Genomic DNA, 17,871 nt, shown 5'->3' with positions numbered 1-17,871 from the left:
TTCTTATTTTTTAATCGCTTGATCGGATCTCAACAAACCTGTTTCGGTAAGATGAATGAGGCCATTACTACACAAAAAATCCATATTAGCCTGAATATTGGAACTTGCCACAGCAAGAGTTCCATCAAAAGGCCCGTTACCCGCTCTTATGCTTAGGCCAAACGTCAATATCCACGATGGATATTCTTCCGCGGAGCCGAAAGTAGCTAGGTGTTGATTGTTGCGCAGCTTATACGTAATACTACCACCACCACTATTAATTTTCGCAAAGATTACCGGATCAGAAATAAAGAAGTGCTTCTGGGAAATGATGTAAGCGCCAAACAAAACATCGCCATCGTACTTATCTACAGTCAATTCTGCTATTGTTTTCGACGTAATACCTAGTTTTTCTAATACGGCATTGCTTGGCACAAATAGCGTCACAGGACCTTTGCCAGCAAGCTCATCCCAAAGACCAAACTTCTTCAAGCCAGCAACAAACACACTGTAGGCTGGTCGCTTTGCTAACCAATCTTGTACCGACACTTCAAACTGAGGCTTCATAACCTTATCTAGAATATGAATGACACCATTGGCTACCGCAACATCTCTACGGCTAGCTTTAGCACCAGAAAAATAAAGCTTATCGCTCTCGCCCAATTTGCCAACACTTTCCGGAGCGAAGGATGCATATAGCTCACTACCCTCTAGTGTTGCATAGCGCATATCCGCAGTGTTCGATGGAATATCTTGCACATACAAACGACGTGGCAAAATATGATACCCCACAATACGCTTTAAACTATCAAGGTTCATTTTATCGAAGTCTGTAGCCTTGGTAACGCCAACCTCTCTAAAGGCATTGTCATTCGGGACCAGTAGCGTAAATGGGCCTTTTTCGTTAACTTCTTTATCGTATCCTGTTTTCTTAAGCGCAGCATAAAAAAGCTGTGTATCGTAATTGTTTTGTATAAAGTTTCCTGCCATCCGGATATTATCATTCGGTGCAGCCATCGTAAGATCATCGTATTTACAACCTGTAAAGCCTAGGATGGACAGCACAAGCAGCCATAACCAATTTTTGGTAGATACCTGCTTTTGCATAAGTGCCCCTATATTCCAATTTGTTGTTCTCATTTTTAATATCTCCTTATCCGAATTAATAAATTGGTGGTGCATATTTACGTTGAATAGTCGTCAAATAGATTCGTCCGTTCACCACTTCAATGGTATTTACCGTAGCAAATGTTTTAGGATTGTCTTTACCCGAGTGTATATTAACCAATAGATTGGGCAGCATAGTACCATTGTCATTACTCTGCATAGATACTTTACCGTTCAACACACAATTCACGGCAGCCCAATTTGATCCCGTACGGGTATCACCATCATAGAAAGGGTTGTTCGTAGGATCCATCCCTGGGACAAAAAAATCAAACCGTTGCCAGATATCGGTTTTTATACCATCAGATTTATTGCTGGCCCATAAAGGAAAACTCACATATGGACTCACCGCATTAGACGAAGTATTGCGTTTTACAGAGGCAAAATACTTCCCTTTGTAACTAGGCACCTTTTCGCCCGTATGCTGCAACACCGCTTGACTTTCATACAAGGATAAAAAGATGTTCATCTCCTCTTTGATACCACTTTTAAAGCTTCGTAAACTGGCACTATTATCTTTCAAGTCTTCACTCGCCTCCCAAAATCCCTTGGCACTCATGTTGTAGAAATTCACATAGACCAACGAGTCGGATAAAGGAAGTTTATAGAAATTTTCGTGACGCAATAAAACATCATGGCTCTTTTTAACGAAGTCCGTCTGCAACAAATGCAAGGTATACACCTCTTTACTATTTAAATTGATAACCGTATCGATAAGAATATCCTTTTTCAAGCGATCTTCAAGCTGAAAAAAAGGAACCGTATTTTTCGGTCTATAGGCAAACACAACACGTACATTGCCTGCTGGAACCTGCGCCCAACTACTCAAATCAAAACCATTCAATACGGGACCGACAAGTACATTCTCTTTACCTGGATATTCTGGATTATTTACCGAAGTACTACTCCCAACATGCGATGGATATGGCGGAGCATAAGGCTCCCGCTTATCCAAGAAGTCACCAACAATTTCAGCGCCTGTAAGCATGCCCGATGCGTCTGTCGTTGGGTTGATTAACATACAGAAATACGGCACCTTATCATCTTTCGTTTCTAAGGTTTGTATATAATTCAGGTTATTGAAAACACGCAAATAAGCAGGTTCTTCAATTTTGGTATACTCTACTTTTGTACAACCCGTAATCGCGAAGCACAGGGAAACAAACATTCCCAAAACGAGATATAAATTATTTCTTTTCATTACCTACTATGTTTAATAATGACTATTCTTGCTTGTTCGTCGGCACCTACAGCACTACCTGTTTTACCGATTAAGACCACAGAGAAAACACCAGGCTCCTGCGCTGGCAATTTTCTACCGGCCTTCAAATACAAATCTTTATTCGCGATAAAACGCTCACTCGCCAGCACCTCAATATCTTTAGCCCAAATACCAGGCACCACTGTCGGTGTAGATCGATAAGCAACAATTTCATATGAAGGAGCAAGCATATTCGCGAGGATGTAAGGCTGCTCAAAAATTGGAAGGCCAGGTTGCAAATTTGTTTTCGCAGCTTTCAAGTCCTGTCCATTTCTGGCCGTAAAAGTGAGGTATGGATTACCAACCGAAAGATTAAGGTATCTGTCAGCGTTGAAATAATTAACTTCCATACGTCCATAGGTAGCATCGTCCTGCACAGGCAACGACAAACTGCCACTCAAATCATTAGCCAACACCAACAGCCTTGGTGTTCCATTTGCTTCAGGGTGCAGCCATAAGGTATAGTTTTGTGAAGGCCTAAGCACCTGATCGGCTGTTGCCAGCACTTTCCCCGAAGCATCTATTGCCTCTATTTTTGCCTGTCCATGCACAAAAGTGCTATAATCACTAGCCGTACCGAAGTCTACACTTTTGGCAATTTCCTTCCCATTCACACGAAAACCGATAGCCTGCTTACCAAAACCATTAGCCCCTTGTACACGGTAAAAAGTCTGATTTACAACTGGCGTAACATCCGTGATTACTTGAAAAGAGTTCTGATACATCGTTACCGTTTCACCCAGCTCGTTCGAGATGTACTCAAACTTCTGTGGCGCTATAACAATCGTATACACACCACCTGGTTGGTATGTTTGAATAGGAGCAAATGTTAAGTTTGTATTTCTAGTATAATCAAATGGCAACGTCGACGTTGGCGGATCTAACACCACCGACTCTGGAAAAACTTTACTCTGTGCCGGAACCTGACGACCATCAGTCATCAATATCTTAAACTGATACGTCCCATAAGGCACCTCGATATATTCAGAATATTTTCCTGCTGCCGTGATATTATTTGTCTTCGCATCAACCAATGTTCCATCGGCATAAGCCAAAGAAACAGGCCCCTCCAATTTCTCCTGCATACCTGTAGGTCCTGATGCTGGATTTTTGATAGCCCCTGAAAGATTGACAATCCGAATTTTAAAATGATCCGCTTTCGCCGCCGTGGTTACCGCACGAGAAACAGGTACCACCTCTTGCTGTCCATTCATAAAGAAGGTAGGCAACAGGTAATAATCGGTCGGGTTCTGGTAACTATTTGTCACCTTAAAATTAATATCCTCGTTGATACCACTTCCCGGATAGACACGCGTAGCAATATGCAAATCAATATGCTCCTGCTTATCAAAAAGGTTCTGCGGGACATTCCATATTTTCCCTAATCTCCCATCGCCCGGAAAATAAGACGTCGCTGGATATTTGTAATAATCAGGACCACGCGGGTTTTGCACCACGAAATTGGTTAAGCTATCGCCATTGGCGACAACTTGATTAAAACTGGATAAATTTATAATACGTACATTGGAGTTTGCCCGATAATCTGTCACTGGACGATTATCAACCGTTATATCTATCTTCTCCTTTTTACAAGACGAAAACAGTAGGGCTACAAATCCAAAAAACAAAAGATAATTTCTTTTCTGTTTCATAGTTAAAACAAATTATAGGTAAAGCCTAACATAATTTCGGTTCCACGTTGAAAACTACGGTTGATATAAGTATTACCATACCATTTACCTCCTGTTTGTGGATTAGCATATACCGTTTGTATAGCTGGGTTCAAGATATTCTTTGCATACCCCTTAAACTGAATACGCTTATTGATGCGCTGACGCCATACGAAATCTAGATAAGGGACTGGACGACTGTATAAATCAGGCTCACCAGTAAGGTTAATCTGCACCAGACGTTCGCCAACAATATTAAATGTCAATGTCAAGTCCGTACCAAGTTTTTTATTGTCGTAATTCAACCAGGCATTTACCGAATAAGGAGCCTGCTCAAACAAAGGGCTATTTTTAGGCGTATAACGGTCTAATGAACGGTTAGCTTCATAGCGCTCCTTCGTTTTCTGGATATCACTCTGAGCCAACAATAAGTTAGAACCCAAGAAGAAATTTTCCAGTGGATCATACAACAGGCCTAAGTTTTTAACCAACTCCAGCTCTATACCCCACACCTTACCAATATTTGGATCATTCTGAAATTGAATCGTAGGAAACTCTGGATAAGTCGCTGCCAAGCCATCAGTCTTCAAGCTGAAAACCTTTACCAATTGGTTTTCTATCCGTTTTCCAAAAGCTGAAATCGCGATAACCTCTCCTTTTGCAGGAAACCATTCCCAACGAAAATCCGCATTCTGCGTATATTGATTTTTAAGATTTGGATTACCAACAACTAAACCCATCTGGAAAGCATCGAACTCAAATACATTGGTAATCTCACGCAATTCAGGACGTGCCAATGTAGAATTGTACGCCACCCTAAAATTCATATTATCGTTTAAGGTGTAGGTAGCATTTACGGAATAAAAAGGCTTGTACCCTGTTTTATACACCGAATTTGGATCCGTTGGGTTCAACGGAATACGCGTCCCATTTGGTGAGGTCGCCGTCAATGAAGGATCCAAGAATACATTCGCTGTATCTACTGCCGAGCCTATATTTGTTTTCTCAAAACGTACACCACCGGCCATTCTAAAGCGCTCGCTAAAGCGCAAATCAAGCATCCCATACAGCGCATTAGTCTCAAAATGACCTTTATAATTGTTAGGCGACTTTTGCATATTGTATAAAAATCCACCCGTCGGCATCGTTCCTTCACCTTGTCCAGGCATAGGCACTTTAACACCAATCACCTCGTTACTTACCAAACGGTCTAGGTTTCCATGCACATCATATAAGGAGTTCGCTTTATATTGGGAGAAATTGGAACCCGGCAGAAACAATTGGTTCTCCGTAAACTTACGATCACGGAACAAGTAGTTGAAACCTGTTTTAAACTCCTGCTTTTCGCCAAATAATTTAAAAGGAATGGTTAAATCGGCTTTATAGTTGTAGTTTTTCTCATCAAGGTTACGCCATCTACGTCCGTTAGGCTCTGCTTGCATAACCCCAAAAGGACCAAAACCATTCACGAAACCCGACGTCAGCGCATACATATGCTCACTATAAACGAATCCCTCCGACGGTCCCTGCGGGCCTGTTGTGGAACGACGGTAGTAACCGCCACCTCGCGGCGTATAGTCGGCTAAGCTCACAAAGCGAAAATCAGGGTCGTTCTGCGTAGACTTAGAATGTGCTGCATTGTAGCTTAAGCGAGGCGACAAAGCACTCGCAAAAAACTTATGCTCTCCCTGTAGGTTGAACGTATTAAGTGTACGATAAGATTGTTTTAAAGAATAAATTGTACTGCGCACATCGCCCGGCAATCCCGTATATTCATAACGACCATTCAAATTCGTTGTAACCGTTTCACCGCCCCAGCTACCCAAGTATTGCATACTTATTTCATGACGGGGATTAAATCGGTAGGTAAGTCCGGCTAGTGTACCATAATTTAAAGTCTCCGTTCCTGTATTTTCCTTGTAAGTCTGGTATTTCCCCATAAACAAGCTATTTGGGGTGATATAGTTCGGAATATTACGGAAGCTATACACATCTGGATTACCCGTTACCACTCCTTGGTAAATACTATATTGTGTTAAATCGCCTCCAGAAATATCCGTTGTACGACGGTAATAATTAGCACCAAGAATTACCCCTAGCTTATGCTTGTTAAACACATCATAACTATTTCCGAAGGTTGCTGAATACAACTGATTTAAAGGCGCTTTACGATAAGCACTCGTCATAACTGGATCAAAGCCTTGCATAATCCCATTGACACGGTTTACCTCTTGGTATGCTGTAGGGCTATAATTACTGTTTGCAATCATCTTATGAATCGAGGAAAGACCATCAGGATATTCTTTCGATAGGTTTAAAAAATCTTTAGATAGGTTTTTGTTGTTGATTTTTGTGCCCAAAAAGCCCATTTCACTATTCCAAAAGCTGTTGTAGCTTCCGCCAATACCAATATTGGAATTCATTCCCGTTTGTGCGATAACCTCAAAAGTCATTTTCTCTGGTACCGATTTCGTTTTCAGTTCCACAATACCCGAGGCCGCATCCGCAGGCTTATCTGGCGTTACTGTTTTATAAACCGTGATGTTATCTAACAACGATGCAGGCACCAAATCCAACGGAATCGTGCTACGGTCAGGATCCGAAGAAGCCAAGCGTACACCATTCAACTGCCCAATAACAGAACGGTCACCAAGACCACGCACCGCAACATATTTATCATCCGTCACCGTCACCCCCGTCACGCGCTGTAAAGCCTGTGTCGTCGTTAAGCTACCCGTACGTTCGATAAGTTCTGCCGAAATAGCATCCTGAACAGTAGATGATTTTTTACGTTCCTCTAAAACAGCCTGTTCTGTATTGGCCTTCTTACGTGCTTGCACCGTCACTTCCACCTCGGCCAAAGTAGAAGCCTTCGCTTTTAACCGAACCGTAAACTTCGCATTGTTCGCGCCCACCGCAACTTCATGTGTCTCATACCCGAGATAGCTCATTTGCAAGGTAGCACCAGCTGTAGGCACATTCATCACGAAATTACCTTGTTGATCTGTAGAGGTAGATCCCTGTCCGCCTTTCACACGCACAGACACGCCGCCAATAGGTGCTCCCGTACTGGCATCCAGCACGCGACCTTCAACACGTATCGTTTGTTGAATCCGCTTAGCTCCTCCTGTCTTCGCATCTTCCGTAATGATGACAGACTCCTCTTTAATGATAAAAGAGTAAGGAAGATTTGCAAAACAAAGCTTCAAAACCTGATCTATCGTTGCATTCTTAGCCTCCACAGAGACCAATCGGGCATTATTAAACAGATTCGTATCGTAAAAAAAATCATACTTGGTTTGCTTTCTGATTTCTTCTAAAACGCTCTGAATATGACTATTTTGCCTATTTATAGTAACACGCTGTGCATAAGTAGAGGCACTAACCTGTACCAACAAGCATGTTAATAAGACCATGGTGATTTTCATAACACGCATGATTTGATAAAAATTCATACTTTTGTTTACGTTAATATTATCCAATTTTGATGTTTACCGACATTGTATGTAGATAAGCTTAACAATACAGCCAAAGGTGTTCCCGCATCTTTGGTTTTTTTGTTAGCTATCGTGCTCCTTAGAAGTACTAGTTCGTCACGATAAGCCTCCTTCCTTCTAATGTAATTTGTACTTTATTTGTAGATTGAATAATCTCAATAATTGTAGATAGAGGCTTCTTCCGCGACACCATACCGTTGAAACGCATAGACCTCAAATGTTCTGGACACGACACCTCCACATCATACCAACGCGAAAGCTCCCGTAGGATACGCTCCAAGCTTTCCCCTTGAAAAATAAAATCACCCGTTTTCCAAGCAATCTCCTTCTCTGTCGCGACGGTACTCACTTTAAAAACATCCGTCAATACCGCCTGCTGGCCAGGCTTCAATAACACCGACCCCATATTTCCTTCCCCCTGAATGCGCACACTACCCTCCACCAGCGTGGTACGTATCGCTGGCTCATCGGCATAAGCATTCACATTAAACTGCGTACCTAATACCTGAATCGTCTGCTTTTCCGTTTCCACAAAGAATGGAACCCGCTCATGACTATTCTTTTTCGTCTGCTTAGCCACCTCAAAATAAACCTCCCCCGTCATCTTCACCCTTCTTTCTGCAGCAGCAAAACGTACCGGATAGCTCAGCGTAGAAGACGCATTCAGCCAAGCTTTAGAACCATCGGGCAGCGTGATTTGAAACTGACCGCCACGCGGGGTCGCAATCGTATTGAAAGTAGATTCCGCTAATTGATTGTCCGGACCACGATATACAATACTTCCATCATCAGTTTTTTCAATATGCACACCCGATTCCAACGCAATTTCACCCTGCTTCACCTCCGACAGCGAAATCGTCGATCCATCGGCCAGAGTCAACAAGGCGTGATCCGTCCCCGGACTTACGGCAGGCAGCCCATTGGCAAACTCCGCTTGTGGCCCCTTCTTGTTGCGCAGCACAAACAAAGCTCCCGTAGCTAAAGTCAAGAAACCAACAACCACCGCCGCATAGCGCATACGTGCCTTAGCACGCTTCATCCGCAAGCGATCGGCTTCATCAAAATTCACGATGATAGCCTCCGAAATACGGCTCTTTATTTTTTCCTTCCACGACTCCATCCGTGGGCGCATATCTTCGGCAATCTCCTCCTCGGCAGCCGTTTCCTCCATATCCTTTTGCAACATCAGCTCGTGCAACAGCGCTAACATTTCCTCCTTTTGCAACAAACGATTCACCTCCTGCTCTTCGGCGGGGCTACATGCATTGTTCAAAAATCGAATGAAAAGTTCTCTTATTTCCATGTACTTTCTGGCTCTTCTATCGCCACTCTATAGTACTACTCGTAAAAAGACAGCCCCTACCACCTAGTGAAATGAAAAAAAAAGTAAAAAAATGAAAATTAGCTGCTAAACCCTCTTTTTATACGTTGGGCGCTCCCCTATGGCGCTTTTCATGGCGCCATAGCGTCGGGCTTTCCGCACTCGCTTTTGGCGCTAAGGCGCCAAAGAGCTCAAACAGATGCTCCAATCCCTAGCGCATCGCCCGAAAGGGCAAAAAACTAACGATACAGAAAAATAGATTATTAAAAAAAGGAATGAAAAGCCTCCTTACAGGAAAAAAGGAAACAGCAGGCTCATTAAGGTTAAATACTCTTTGGTACGTTTACGAAAAATTTCCAAGGCCGCCGCCACATAGTTCTCTACCGTATTTACAGATAGATTCATCTCCTGGGCAATCTCCGCATAGGTAAACTGCTCTTCGCGGCTAAGCTGAAAAACCTTCCGCCGCTGCGGGCTCATACTGTCCAGCGCCTGACGATATACATCCTCCGCATCGGCAGACAATACCAAATCGTCACCCTTACGGTGGTCAATCAACGTTTCTGAAAGCGATGTTTCATCAAACTTCACCAACGGCGGAATAGCACGCCTACGCTGGTCAACAATTTTATTACGCATACAACGATAAAGGTAAGCACCAAGCTCGCCCGTCAGTTCACGTGTATGACGCTTATCCCAAAGGTCAAACAGCAAGTCCAACATTAGCTCCTCAGCAATCTCCTCCTGCGCTAAATAGCGTAAAGCCTGCTTATAAAGCTTCAGAGAATAACGTTTAAAAAGCTCATTATAAGCTTTCACATCGTCCTCTTTGCAGTATGCTAATAATTGAAAATCGGCTACTTGATTATAATCCACCTTGGTCGTTGTTTACGGCTGTAAATTTGACAAAGGCGGATGTGCTTAGTATAAGCTTTCTATTAAGTTATTATTAATTGCAAAAAAAACAGGCCTCTTGTGAAGACCTGCTCTTTCTAATAAGTTACAATATTAAAAATTCTATTTAGTAAGCCACTCCGTAATCAGTGCCTTTAATTTTGGATCACTAGGGCGTGGGCTATCTGCGGTAATCAAATTACCAGCCTTGTCAATCAAGATATAACGCGGAATAGCATTCACTTTGTAGGCTTCGGACAACGGGTTAGCAACACCAGCGTGTAGCTGAATACCTTTCAACCCTTTTGTCTTTACGTACTCCTCCCATTTTGGTTTATCCTGATCCGTTGATACGCCTACAAAAGCAACGGCCTTACCTTGAAATTCCTCGTTCAATTTCTCCCAGAAAGGCTCCTCCGCACGACAAGGACCACACCAAGTAGCCCACATATCAATCAATACAACTTTCCCCTTTAAATCTGTTAAACCAGTCTTCTTTCCACTTAAATCAGGAAAAGAAAATTGAAAAGCAGGAACTCCAGTCTTTGTCTCCACCAGCTTGGTCTCTAGCGCTGTCAGCCGTTGCTGCTGCTCCGGCAAGGTGAAATACGCCTGATACTGATCACGCAACTCCTGAAAATCGCTGTACGAACGTGCAGATTCTAAACGCTGCAAAACATACTGTCCCTTCAACAAATTTGAAGGAATGGCATCCACTTGCTGCTCTAAAGTAGGCTTGCCTGCTAAATCAACTTTACTATACACCAATTTACTTATAAAACGATCCCCATAAGGAAAACGCAGCAAATCATCCGTCAGGAAGCGGTCTGCCTTAAAATCATTATAATAAGCCGTACGTTCTTCTTTACTCGGATGGGCGATACGTGGCATGTATAAATAAGAAATGGCATAGTAGGCAAAATCAGTCTCCACCAATTGAGCGAAGAACGTATCAAAATTCACATTTCCCGTGCTTACCAACTTTGCTATTCCTGGCAACTTCCCTTTAAAGGCCTCAACTTCTGGAAAAAAATCTACATACGTACTTACACTACCTAAACTCGTTGCCTTTGTTTTAAAGGTAACAGTCTCCTTATCCCAAGCGGCAAGAGCCTCATTCTCCTTGCTATTTTTCCCTTGCAACTCATACCCTTCTTTAGTAAGTTTTAAATTTAACTCTTCATTACCACGGAAATAAAAACGATAAAGGCCCTGCTGACTTTGTAGGCTACCGTTGCCAACAGCATAAAGACCTTCATATTCCGGCGTAAAGCGAAAAGCAAAACGCCCTTGACCATCTGGCGTAGCGGTAGCAATCTCAGCCAACCGACCATTAAGGACCTTATATAAGCCTACGTTCTTTGTAGACCCTCCCTCAACAACCCCATTAATATTACTCGGGGATTGCGCAAAAGCAGTGTTCATTAACACCGCAAATACGATAACAAGTACTTTTTTTATCATTTTTATTAAGGTTTTAAAATTAATTCATGGTTATGGCTAATGCCTTCTTAGCAACGACAGGCTGAAAATGGCTAATATTCTTTTGCTCAACAGCTTCTTTCAATGCTGTGATATCGGTATCCTTTAATGTCAATCGAGAAGTAGAAATATCTTGCTGCAGCAAAAGACTCATCTCTTTCTTGGCCCCATTCCAATCGCCTAAGTAAGCATAAATAATAGCGAACTTATAGTTATCTACTGGAGCGAAGGGCTTACTTTTTTTTGCTTCCAAAAACAGGGCACTCAAACGTGTCAAAGCCTTCTTATTGTCTTTCTGATCAATAATCACCTCTGCCAAGGCATTGCTACGCTCATCCCAAGAAGAAAAAAGGGAGTACTTATCCATCAAGTCTAGATAAACAAGAGCATCTTTACTGCCCTTGTAGTAGTTGTTTATATGTATAGGTAGATACACAGACCATAATCTATCATTATAAACAGGTCTGACCCGATTCAAGGTTACCGCTATACTATCTAAATGTTGCTGCTTTCCGAAGGCCTGCAATCTTTGCTCGACCAATTTATTGACCTTATTGAGTAGTAAGGTTCCGCTATATCTTTCTATTAATTCAGGTAAATGCGCATAAACCCATTCGTTTACTTCTTGCGTATTCACTAAGGTACTCACTACAAATGGGACTTCATCATACAAGCTCTTTCCTTTTAAAAAGAAGGGGAGCTCCCCAAAATCACCTTTCTCTCCTTTGCGCATATAGCGATAGTTATACGACGCTGGATATACGTAATCTAAATACGCATCAAAAGCTAAAAACTGCTGCTCCTCACGTTTATTTTTTAGTTGCTGCAGAAAAGGAATAAAACGATTCACGGCCATAAATCCTGCCTCTATGTCTAGGACTTTCCCCGCAGCATCAACCGCAACATAAGTCGGAAAACCACTAGCTGCATATTTACGTGCTAACTTCATTCCATCCTCTTCCTTAAAAACATCCGTTTTATACAGAATAAAATCTGAAGCTAACCGGCGTGCAACTTCCGCATTAGGAAACACTTGTTCATCCATTTGCTTACAGGGCATACACCCTTCAAAGTATAAATCAATTAAAATGATTTTACCCTCCTGTTGTGCCTTTTCTTTACAAGCCTCAAAACTGCCTGTAAACACATAATCTTGCGCATAAATGCCTACCCTTGCGCCCAGCACAAAAAGCAAAAGAATCAATATTTTTTGTTTCATCTCTCTATAATTAAAATAGTCAACGATAGCTCTGTAAGCTATAATGATACCGTCGCTTGTCCCTCCAATACAACAGGTACGGCATTTCCATCTTTTGCCATTCCCTGAATTTCCTTAATCAAATTACCCTTACTTTTTATGACGTCTGCTTTGAAGCCTCCAATATTCAACACTTGCACTCCTACAGCCAATAAACTAACCCCTTGAGCATCCAAACCGGAGCTAATTACAAACAACTCGCCTTGATTATTCCATCCAAATTGACAGCCCTTGACAATAAAATCTTGTGGATATCTATGCAAACGATTGGGACTAAAAAACAACTCACCTTCCGCTAAATTTATCGTCAGATTGTATCTGCTTAACATGCGAACACCAATGGACCCATCAGCTCCTGGATTCCAATTTTCATTATGGCTCGTACCACCCATTAGCGTTACAGGTAGCGCAGGCATAGGTGGCAATGCAGCAATTTCAAACTGATGGCTAGCCCCCAGGAAGGTCGGCGACGAGATTCCCATGCTCACTGTGGAAGCTTGAATTTCCGGTTTAAAACCCGAAACCAATAACTTATGCTGACGAACAAAAGGTCTAAAACAAATTAAATCATAAGAAGCACCAGTGTCAAATACAAACGTCCCTATAGCACGCTGCCCTTTGACAATATCCAGCTGTCCAGGAACGAGCAACAAGCCTGAAGGCAATGTGATAGGTATCCTTTGTCCTTTCCCTTCATAGGTGTAATCCCCAAAACTATAGAGAGATAAAATATTTCTATCATAATCTATCTTCGTCAAATAGCGATATAGCAGCGTGTTCCCAATAATACCCTCAGCATGATCTTTTTTCATCTCTGGGAAAATCGCAATCCCCATTCCAGTCAACTGAATATTATCCAATAAGACCGTATTATTTTCAGAAACGTTAATCTTCGTATTTCCTCCGACAACGGAAGCATTGTTTTCACGAGTCACCTTAAGGCCAATCTCCGCGGCCAAAGATTCACTAACAGCCATCCCATCAGCACCAGTGTCAAAAAGTAAGCGAATAGGCCGTTGAAGCTCATTGATGAAAACAGTCAGAATAATAGACCCGTTATGATTTTCAAAAGGAATATCAGCCAAGAGTCTACTTTTGGGTTCACGAGACATCCCGTACAGCTCGTCAAACAGCGTGCTGTAAATAAGTTTTCCATCTGCGTCTACGAGGAGACTACTCAATCTAGCTTTTCCATCTCTCGTCGTTTCCACGTCATACAAAATACCCTTAGCAACTTTCTTACGACCGACCTCCCGAATCGATTCAACAGGGTAATTTGTTAAAATCTGCCTTAACTTAAAAGCAGCTCCTTCGTGTGTAGAGCCCGACACCGAAAAAGAAGAAGATAAATAATCCTGCAAAACCGCAGCATCCTTATCCTGAAAAGCCCGCTGCACAACACCCAACAAAGGATGCTGTGCATAGACTGCCATTGACGAAAAAATCAACATAAATAAACAGAACGCTAATGTTCGTTTTATAAAATAATAGGGCATAGTTTAGTTTAAAATTAATCGTAAGATCGTTTCAGGATTAATACGAATTAGGATAAGTATATTCAGTTGTAGATGGAGAAATATAAACTATAGCTGCAGCATTTCCTTTTCCTGACAATGTCTGTACAGGTGTTGAATTTAGATTTCCTGAGCTTTTAGTAAACATTCTAACCTTATATTCTCCTCCTTGTTTAGAGCCGACTAGGACATAATTAAAGCTATATCCAGTGTTAGCAGCCTCCGTATACTTCAAATGCTTAATAAAGGTTATTTCTTCTCCTGCAGGCGTAGCAAATTGCAGTTGTTCAAAACCGTTACTTAAATTTCTGCTATAAACCTGATTATTGTAAACGAAATATAAAAGATTCTCATCCTCATAAAGTAAGGTATACAAACTACCCTGGTATAACTTCGTCGATGGCTCAATAGCTGTCTTTTTTAGTGTCAACACAAATTTGTTTTTCTCTACAAGGGCTAGCGATTTCAAACTTGGATCCGATTTATCTTGGAGAACTGCATAGCCTACTGTTTTATAATAATAATCAGGTGCAGGGAGATAAATGTTGTTTTTGATGCCTAAAAAAAGAACATTTTGATTATTCTTCGCTGCCGAAAAATCATTATCAGGCATGTCGCTATAGGTTGTCAAAGTTGAGCCATATCCATTGCCTAAGGTCACAAAAGAACTACCAAGCTGGTCAAACAAAATCGGATCGACACTTGCATTTGAAAGCATATATTTAGATAATTCATAATTTGTGTTGTTTGCATCTAGCATCACCTTTCCTCCAAACTGTCCCGAGTTAGCACTCATCGCATAGATATTGTAAAGTTGTCCTTGATTAATAGCATATAGTGCTGAGGACCCATTGAATATACCCGTTACACCATTAATTACACGACTTCCCCCTAAAAACAAGCTTTCTTTATCACGTAAATATTTTAAGTTATTAATGCCAATCGTTTGAACATCCTTATCCGTAGCGACATACAATGTTCGGGTATTTGAAAACAAATTAGGATTAAGAACATTACTTTTGTAATTACTTGCAAACGCCAGAAAGCCGCCCTTTCCTTCAATTTTTTTATTGTTAGTTTGGCTATATACATTTTCCATTTTCCCATCAGCAAGTATGGTCTGTGGGGTAAAAAATAAATCCAAATCTGAATTTACACCATCATCCTTAAGCACATACCAGCCACGTGTAAAAAAAGTGCTTACAGCCAAAGAAGTGTTCTTATACTGTGTAAATCCCGTTTTCTTATTCTTTACAATAAATACCAAAACCCAGGTCGTAGCACTTTTTTGAATAAAATAATTCAATGCTTGAGTCCGTGCAATGGTATCGAGTGGTTCTGTACGTCCTTGGACATTCGTCTCATAAATTCCCCATCGATATTCCAACTCACCTTCTTTATTAGACTTAACTTGGGGAAATATTTTCAACGTATCTTTTTGCGATATCACACTATAACTCGGTTCAAAACCGGTAATTTCTATCTTTTCGGCATCTGTATAATCATAATTCCCTTTGTCTTTAGCACAAGAGAAAACGATAAATAACAAGATAAACCCTATAAAATATGGTAACTTTTTCATCTTAATCGTTAATTAGGGAAAGTAATAAGTTCACCTTTCTCGTCGCGTAATGGTGCACCAGGATGTTGCTTGTTGTAATCAATCAATGCCATCGCTAAAACGGATTTGAAATAATTATTCTGGTCAATAGGTAGATTAGCAATAAAGCTCTGATCCCATTTCTCACCTGTAGTCTCAATCATAAAAGCATGCTTACGGACACTGTAGGCTCCAAAATAATATTGCGTAAAAGAGGCTGTCCAAGCGTTAGGTTTACTCAAACGGTCTGTAAACTCGAGCTTACGTTTTAGTTTTGTCGGCTCTCCAAGAGCAAACTGATCATTAGCCAAAAGCTCAAAGCTTAACGTTACCGTCTTACCTTTCAACTCTTCATCACGAAGCACAACAACAGGTACACGTGCATGAACAGAATCAGCTTTGATGACATAATGAGGAGCCAAGCTAGAATTATCAAAAGCGATGTAATGCTTCCCCGGCTGAGCGTTGTCAACTCCTGACACATTGATCTGTCTAAGTTTATAATTACGATCCTGCTTTTCTACAGCTCCAATTGTATAGACATCAAAATAAATGGTATCCTGCTTTATGAACTCTGGTGTATAATAAAACGTTTCAGATTTTAAGGAGTCCGTATATTCATTAACCACACGCCCTGGTATTATGGGAGGCCCAAACTGGATACGAGCTTCACTATTGAATAGGTAAAATTGATCTTTTTTACATCCGTAAGAGAGAAATAAAACCGATAATACCACTATATATAAATAAGTGTTTCTTTTCATAATTTAGTTTAATTAGTTGTTTCAACGGTAGGCATAGGCAACAAGTAATTAACGACAGCAGTTGCCGGAACAAACAAAATCTGTTGCTTAGGGACATTTAATCTTTTATAAGCATAATAAGATTGTCCTTCACCGTAAAACTCCTTACGATATTCTTTTACAACTTCTTGTACAAGCGTTGGATAATCAATAGGATTTGTTAGCGCGCCAATGTTACGTGCTATTCTAAACGTTTTCAAATAGTTTACACCTTCAGCAAACGGTGCGGCCTCTGCAAGGATTAAGTATAGCTCACTTGTACGGATTAAAGGTATCTGCTTATAATCGGTCGTTACAGTTACATTGTCTGTGGTTACCCAATATTTACGAATTACATTAGCACGGGAACCGTTAGCAAGCGTAATTAAGTTCCACAAAGAAGACTCCCGAAAGTCCGTTCCTGTATTTCCATACAACTGTGAGGTAATTGTGGTCGCAGCAGTTCCTTTTTTAAAATTGGCATTACCAAAATTATCGGTATACGTTTTTCCCATATCGAAGGCATACAATCCTAAAATATGTTCTGTTGTCAAAACATAGTTTGTAGCTGTATAGTCCGCCCCTGAAGCTAATTTAAACTTCAAGCCACCATCAGCATTCTTTGCTTCAACCACCTCTTTGGCGGAGACATAAGCCTCATTTTTATCACCGTACCACAAGTGAGCACGCGCGTCCAAAGCCTTCATGGCATAGTAATTCATGCGCATATTTCGATAGGACAAGAAATTGTCTGTCGGTTTAAAACTGCTCCCAGACCCATTAGGGTTACGTACATCTGCCATCGAGTATGTTAATAGGGGGTCAAATGGTTTTATGAGGTTAGTTGCTTCCTCTAAATCAGCAAAAATATTGGCTTTAAAAGCTTCAAAAGAAATACGCTGATTAATCTCTCGGTTAAACAGGGTCACATAGGCCAATTTATTTCCATTAGTGGGATCGCTAGGAACGGGCCCATACAGACGCATTAAATCAAAATGAATATAAGCACGCAATGCCAAGCATTCTGCTTTTACAACTTCATACAAACCGGGAGTAATCAAAACAGACCGTCTAGATTCTAGATTTTGTAAAATAGAATTAAGGTGCGCTACTGTATAGTACTGTACGCTAAATATGGTATTAAAACGATTAATTACGTCAACATGCCCATAGTTAAATAGGGTCAATTGCTGAGGCAATGTATTTGCAGTAACATCCCAACTGGATATTAAATGCTCAATCGTAGAAAAACTAAGTTCTTTTCCATACGTTTCAGAACTTTTGGCGATAATGTAAACACCCGCTAAGGCATCTTTAAAGCCTTGCTCTGTACTAAATTGCTCAACATCAGGAACCTGAGTTTTAGGAACAATATCTAAAAATTTGTTACAAGCACTAAAAAATAAAGCACCGGTCAAAAGAAAGAGGTTTAGGTAATTCTTCATA

General features: G+C 41.0%; 12 protein-coding genes. All 12 read right to left on the bottom strand.

Features of this window, described 5'->3' with window-relative positions; genetic code table 11:
• Positions 1-3: 3 nt before the first annotated feature.
• Positions 4-1,119 (bottom strand): fasciclin domain-containing protein, encoded by a 1,116-nt coding sequence (locus WH223_RS13415; protein WP_340048240.1) that lies wholly within the window; start codon positions 1,117-1,119, stop codon positions 4-6.
• A gap of 22 nt (positions 1,120-1,141) precedes the next feature.
• Complete coding sequence (locus tag WH223_RS13410; RefSeq protein WP_340048239.1) at positions 1,142-2,347, bottom strand: hypothetical protein; 1,206 nt, start codon at positions 2,345-2,347, stop codon at positions 1,142-1,144.
• A complete protein-coding gene (locus WH223_RS13405) occupies positions 2,347-4,059 on the bottom strand; it encodes a DUF4397 domain-containing protein (protein ID WP_340048238.1) in 1,713 nt (570 codons plus the stop codon). Before WH223_RS13405 ends, WH223_RS13410 begins: the two co-directional genes overlap by 1 nt.
• A gap of 2 nt (positions 4,060-4,061) precedes the next feature.
• Positions 4,062-7,532 (bottom strand): TonB-dependent receptor domain-containing protein, encoded by a 3,471-nt coding sequence (locus WH223_RS13400; RefSeq protein WP_340048237.1) that lies wholly within the window; start codon positions 7,530-7,532, stop codon positions 4,062-4,064.
• A gap of 130 nt (positions 7,533-7,662) precedes the next feature.
• Positions 7,663-8,877 carry a FecR family protein gene (locus WH223_RS13395; protein ID WP_340048236.1) on the bottom strand — a complete coding sequence of 405 codons (1,215 nt, stop codon included), beginning with the start codon at positions 8,875-8,877 and terminating at the stop codon, positions 7,663-7,665.
• Positions 8,878-9,183: 306 nt separating this feature from the next.
• Entirely contained in the window at positions 9,184-9,771 is a 588-nt protein-coding gene (locus WH223_RS13390; protein WP_340048235.1) for a sigma-70 family RNA polymerase sigma factor, read from the bottom strand.
• A gap of 141 nt (positions 9,772-9,912) precedes the next feature.
• Positions 9,913-11,253 (bottom strand): TlpA family protein disulfide reductase, encoded by a 1,341-nt coding sequence (locus tag WH223_RS13385; RefSeq protein ID WP_340048234.1) that lies wholly within the window; start codon positions 11,251-11,253, stop codon positions 9,913-9,915.
• Positions 11,254-11,272: 19 nt separating this feature from the next.
• Entirely contained in the window at positions 11,273-12,490 is a 1,218-nt protein-coding gene (locus WH223_RS13380; protein ID WP_340048233.1) for a thioredoxin family protein, read from the bottom strand.
• A gap of 38 nt (positions 12,491-12,528) precedes the next feature.
• Positions 12,529-13,962, bottom strand: a complete 1,434-nt coding sequence (locus WH223_RS13375; RefSeq protein ID WP_340048232.1) for a retropepsin-like aspartic protease — start codon at positions 13,960-13,962, stop codon at positions 12,529-12,531.
• A gap of 100 nt (positions 13,963-14,062) precedes the next feature.
• Positions 14,063-15,625: a PKD-like family lipoprotein gene (locus WH223_RS13370; RefSeq protein WP_340048231.1), complete on the bottom strand. Its 1,563-nt coding sequence runs from the start codon at positions 15,623-15,625 to the stop codon at positions 14,063-14,065.
• 8 nt (positions 15,626-15,633) lie between these two features.
• Complete coding sequence (locus WH223_RS13365) at positions 15,634-16,407, bottom strand: DUF4843 domain-containing protein (protein ID WP_340048230.1); 774 nt, start codon at positions 16,405-16,407, stop codon at positions 15,634-15,636.
• Between the two features lie 8 nt (positions 16,408-16,415).
• Positions 16,416-17,870: a RagB/SusD family nutrient uptake outer membrane protein gene (locus tag WH223_RS13360; protein WP_340048229.1), complete on the bottom strand. Its 1,455-nt coding sequence runs from the start codon at positions 17,868-17,870 to the stop codon at positions 16,416-16,418.
• Position 17,871: the final 1 nt, after the last annotated feature.

Origin of the sequence: Sphingobacterium sp. MYb382 (genome assembly GCF_037572665.1) — a bacterium.
Taxonomy (GTDB): domain Bacteria; phylum Bacteroidota; class Bacteroidia; order Sphingobacteriales; family Sphingobacteriaceae; genus Sphingobacterium.
The sequence above is the reverse complement of the archived record's forward strand: the minus strand, read 5'-3'. Positions and strand labels throughout refer to the sequence as shown.

Coding starts and splice junctions, on each gene's coding strand:
- WH223_RS13385 (WP_340048234.1), bottom strand. CDS start 11,253: ATGATAAAAAAAGTACTTGTTATCGTATTTGCGGTGTTAATGAACACT.
- WH223_RS13365 (WP_340048230.1), bottom strand. CDS start 16,407: ATGAAAAGAAACACTTATTTATATATAGTGGTATTATCGGTTTTATTT.
- WH223_RS13405 (WP_340048238.1), bottom strand. CDS start 4,059: ATGAAACAGAAAAGAAATTATCTTTTGTTTTTTGGATTTGTAGCCCTA.
- WH223_RS13410 (WP_340048239.1), bottom strand. CDS start 2,347: ATGAAAAGAAATAATTTATATCTCGTTTTGGGAATGTTTGTTTCCCTG.
- WH223_RS13380 (WP_340048233.1), bottom strand. CDS start 12,490: ATGAAACAAAAAATATTGATTCTTTTGCTTTTTGTGCTGGGCGCAAGG.
- WH223_RS13400 (WP_340048237.1), bottom strand. CDS start 7,532: ATGAATTTTTATCAAATCATGCGTGTTATGAAAATCACCATGGTCTTA.
- WH223_RS13395 (WP_340048236.1), bottom strand. CDS start 8,877: ATGGAAATAAGAGAACTTTTCATTCGATTTTTGAACAATGCATGTAGC.
- WH223_RS13370 (WP_340048231.1), bottom strand. CDS start 15,625: ATGAAAAAGTTACCATATTTTATAGGGTTTATCTTGTTATTTATCGTT.
- WH223_RS13360 (WP_340048229.1), bottom strand. CDS start 17,870: ATGAAGAATTACCTAAACCTCTTTCTTTTGACCGGTGCTTTATTTTTT.
- WH223_RS13415 (WP_340048240.1), bottom strand. CDS start 1,119: ATGAGAACAACAAATTGGAATATAGGGGCACTTATGCAAAAGCAGGTA.
- WH223_RS13375 (WP_340048232.1), bottom strand. CDS start 13,962: ATGGCAGTCTATGCACAGCATCCTTTGTTGGGTGTTGTGCAGCGGGCT.